Source organism: Pseudomonas sp. PICF6, from assembly GCF_009831705.1.
In the GTDB taxonomy this organism is placed as follows: Bacteria; Pseudomonadota; Gammaproteobacteria; order Pseudomonadales; family Pseudomonadaceae; genus Aquipseudomonas; species Aquipseudomonas rhizophila.
Map to the genome: position 1 here is coordinate 40412 of NZ_WUUD01000020.1, position 3080 is coordinate 43491.

Below are 3080 nucleotides of genomic sequence, written 5' to 3' on the forward strand. Positions count from 1 at the left end.
CCGTGACGCTCTGCGTCACCTTCCAGAAGCGGAACGCGGAGCGTCCCTGGCGACGTTCCTACGCAGGTGCGTGGGAACGATCGATAATCCAAAGTGCCCTTTATGGCGAGGGAGCTTGCTCCCGCTCGGCGGCGCAGCCGTCGCAAACTCAGGTTCTTGATGAGTTCAAACCCGCCGGCCATGTCCCAAATGTGCGATTTCCACGAAAACAGTCATTTGCGCACCTAGCCCAAGCCTCGGCGCCTGTCTAAAGTGCGGCGTTTTCCACCCTCGCGGGCGTATTTATGAATCTCTGGTTCCGACTGTTGCTCATGCTGTTTCGTCGTCCCTGGCGCAAGCCGACCGGCCCCCTGGATACCACCGTGGTGCGCATGCGGGTGTGGCCGTTGGACCTGGACCTCAACCGCCATGTCACCAACGGCCGCTATTTCACCCTGGCCGACGTAGGGCGTATGGATTACGTGCTGCGCAGCGGCGCCTACAAAGTGGCCTTGCGCAACAGGGCAGTGCCGATCGTGGGGGATGTGTGGGGTAAGTTCCGCCGGGAGCTGAAGCTGTTCGAAGCGTTCGAGGTGCACACCCGCCTGCTGGGCTGGGACGAGAAGTGGACCTTCATGGAACACCGCTTCCTGAGCCAGGGGCGCGTGGTGGGCGTGGTGATGATGCGCGGCCTGTTCCGTTCGGCCCAAGGCACGATTGCACCGGGAGAGTTTATTCGCGCACTGGGGTTGGCCGAACACTCACCGGCCATGCCCGAATGGCTCAGCGCCTGGTCGCAAAGCTGCGATGACATGAGCCTTGGGCTTCGGGAGGAGGAAAGTGCTCGTACTGTTGACTAGCAGTGACTGGATCAGATCGATCCGCGCCAGCCGGCACTGCACATCCCTCCCCCACAACAGCGTGAGTCTTACTGAACGGTTTTCAGCTTGACCACATCACCGGACACCTTGGTGGTGTAACCGGTCAGGACCCAGGCCCAGAACCAGTCTTCCTGCACTTGGGTGTTGATCATGGCATCGCCGCCCTTGGCCAGGATCGCGGCATTCTGAGCGCGCACGAAACGGTTGTTCTGGCGGATCGGGATCATGCCGAACAGCAGCAGGCCGGTGGCTTTCGCTTCACTGTGGCCGACCACGGTGTATTGGCTGCTGTCGTACTGCTTGGTTTTCATCGGGGTGCCGGTGCAACCCGCCAAGGCCAGGCCAACCAGTGCGCAGGCGACAATTTTGCTGAGGTGGTTCATTGAATACTCCATGAGAAAACGCCCGGGATCCATCTCTCGGGCGGCGCGTACTCTAACCGATCAGCGTCAAATTGACATCACTGCGCTCAACCGACCGCAAGGCTCAGCGCAGAGCCATTCGTCAGTTGCCTCTGCAGCTAAACAGGCCCCCGTCGATACCATGGGCACTGTGCCACGGAAGGTAATCTTGCCCATTCCGGCTGATGAGTAATGGCCGGTTCCGTCGGAGCATTGACCATGATCGATTTGACTGTCTGGAACATCACCCTGCCCGTGCAGACCCCGGCGCAAGTCGTGGCGACCAAGGCCATGCCGACGCTGCAGAACAAGTATTTCAACCGCTCCGGCGAGCGGATTGTCTTCTGGGCGCCGGTGACCGGCTCCCACACCGGTAAAAGTGACTACCCGCGCTCCGAATTGCGCGAAACCACCAAAGACGGCAAGTTGCGCAACTGGCGTTACAACAGCGGCGTCAATACCCTCAAAGGTACTTTGGCGGTGAACCAGGTCCCTTCCGAGGGCCGTGTAGTCGTGGCGCAGATCCACGCCAAGGATGCCCCTACGCCGCTGTTGAAACTGGTGTATCGCTACGCCAAGGGCACCGGCAACATCGATGTGGAATATCGGGTAAAACCCAAGGACAAGAAGAGCCCGGTGATCTATACCGTGCCAAAAGTGGCACTGAACAAAACCTTCAGCTACTCCCTGCAGATGGACAAGCAAGGCAAGCTCACGGTGCTGATCAACAACGTTGGCAAGCAGGTGAAGCTGGACCGCGCCTGGCATGGCTACAACTTTTACTTCAAGGCCGGCGTCTACACCCTGGACAACGTCGGTTCTTCCAGCGAAGGCGGGAAAGTGACCTACACCAAACTGGACGTCAGCCATAAATGACTGACGTCCAGCCCCTCAGGCCTTTGAAGCGGCAACGACCGCCTGCCGGCCGTTGAAGGTAAACAGGAAGCAGACGAACACCAGCAGCGCAAAACCGGCTGGGAACAACCAGATGCTCTTCCACTCGTGGCCGCCGTCCACGGCATAGTGATCGGTCACCTGCCCCGCCACCCAGAAGCCGATCAGCATGCCCACGCCATAGGTCGCCAACGTAATCAGCCCCTGGGCCGAGCTGCGAAAACGCTCCGGCGCCTTGGCATCGGTGTAGATCTGCCCCGAGACAAAAAAGAAGTCATAGCAGATGCCGTGCAGGGCGATACCGGTGAAGAGCATGAACGCCAGGTCGCCGTTATTGCCGTAAGCGAACAGCACGTAACGCAGCGCCCAGGCCAGCATGCCGACCAGCAGCGCCAACTTGATGCCAAAGCGTTGGATGAACAGCGGCAACAGCAACATGAACAGCACTTCGGAGACTTGCCCGATGGCCATTTTTGCCGTGGGATTGGTCATGCCGGTTTCGGCCAGGAACGGGTTGGCGTTCTGGTAATAGAAGGCCAGGGGGATGCAGATCAGGATCGAGGCGATGAAGAACACCAGGTAGCTGCGATCCTTCAACAGGCCCAAGGCATCCAGGCCCAGCAGCTGTTTGACGTCACCTGCGCTCGCTTGCGCCTTGAGCGGTGCGGTGGCCGGCAACGTGAAGCTGTAGAGTCCCAAGACCAGCGAGGCGATGCTGGCCATCAGGAAGGTATTGCGCAAGCCGCCCGCCGAGATCGCTTCGCGCGAATCCCAGGCAAACACAAAGCTGATCACCACGCCGGCGACGATCCAGCCGATCGTGCCCCACACCCGGATACGGGAGAACTCCAGCGCCGGGTCGCGCATCTGGCGGAACGCCACGGAATTGACCAGGGCCAGGGTCGGCATGTAGATCACCATGTAC

Annotated in this window: 4 protein-coding genes; 2 read left to right on the forward strand and 2 right to left on the reverse strand. The window is 60.0% G+C overall.

Features of this window, described 5'->3' with window-relative positions; all coding sequences use genetic code 11:
- Positions 1–284: 284 nt before the first annotated feature.
- The gene (locus GSM73_RS13385; RefSeq protein WP_047227690.1) at positions 285–839 is read left to right on the forward strand and encodes a thioesterase family protein; all 555 of its coding nucleotides are present in this window, start codon (positions 285–287) and stop codon (positions 837–839) included.
- A 68-nt stretch (positions 840–907) separates the two neighbouring features.
- On the opposite strand, the gene GSM73_RS13390 is transcribed toward GSM73_RS13385, so the two are convergent.
- On the reverse strand, positions 908–1243 hold the full coding sequence (locus GSM73_RS13390) for a lipoprotein (protein WP_047227691.1): 336 nt from the start codon (positions 1241–1243) through the stop codon (positions 908–910).
- 237 nt (positions 1244–1480) lie between these two features.
- On the opposite strand from GSM73_RS13390, the gene GSM73_RS13395 reads away from it, so the two are divergent.
- On the forward strand, positions 1481–2137 hold the full coding sequence (locus GSM73_RS13395; protein ID WP_047227751.1) for a polysaccharide lyase family 7 protein: 657 nt from the start codon (positions 1481–1483) through the stop codon (positions 2135–2137).
- 15 nt (positions 2138–2152) lie between these two features.
- On the opposite strand, the gene GSM73_RS13400 is transcribed toward GSM73_RS13395, so the two are convergent.
- A partial coding sequence (locus GSM73_RS13400) for an MFS transporter (RefSeq protein ID WP_256676895.1) occupies positions 2153–3080 on the reverse strand: 928 nt, incomplete at its 5' end.

What these genes read in the sequence shown, in the direction of transcription:
- GSM73_RS13395 (WP_047227751.1), top strand. Translation starts at nt 1,481, where the DNA reads ATGATCGATTTGACTGTCTGGAACATCACCCTGCCCGTGCAGACCCCG.
- GSM73_RS13385 (WP_047227690.1), top strand. Translation starts at nt 285, where the DNA reads ATGAATCTCTGGTTCCGACTGTTGCTCATGCTGTTTCGTCGTCCCTGG.
- GSM73_RS13390 (WP_047227691.1), bottom strand. Translation starts at nt 1,243, where the DNA reads ATGAACCACCTCAGCAAAATTGTCGCCTGCGCACTGGTTGGCCTGGCC.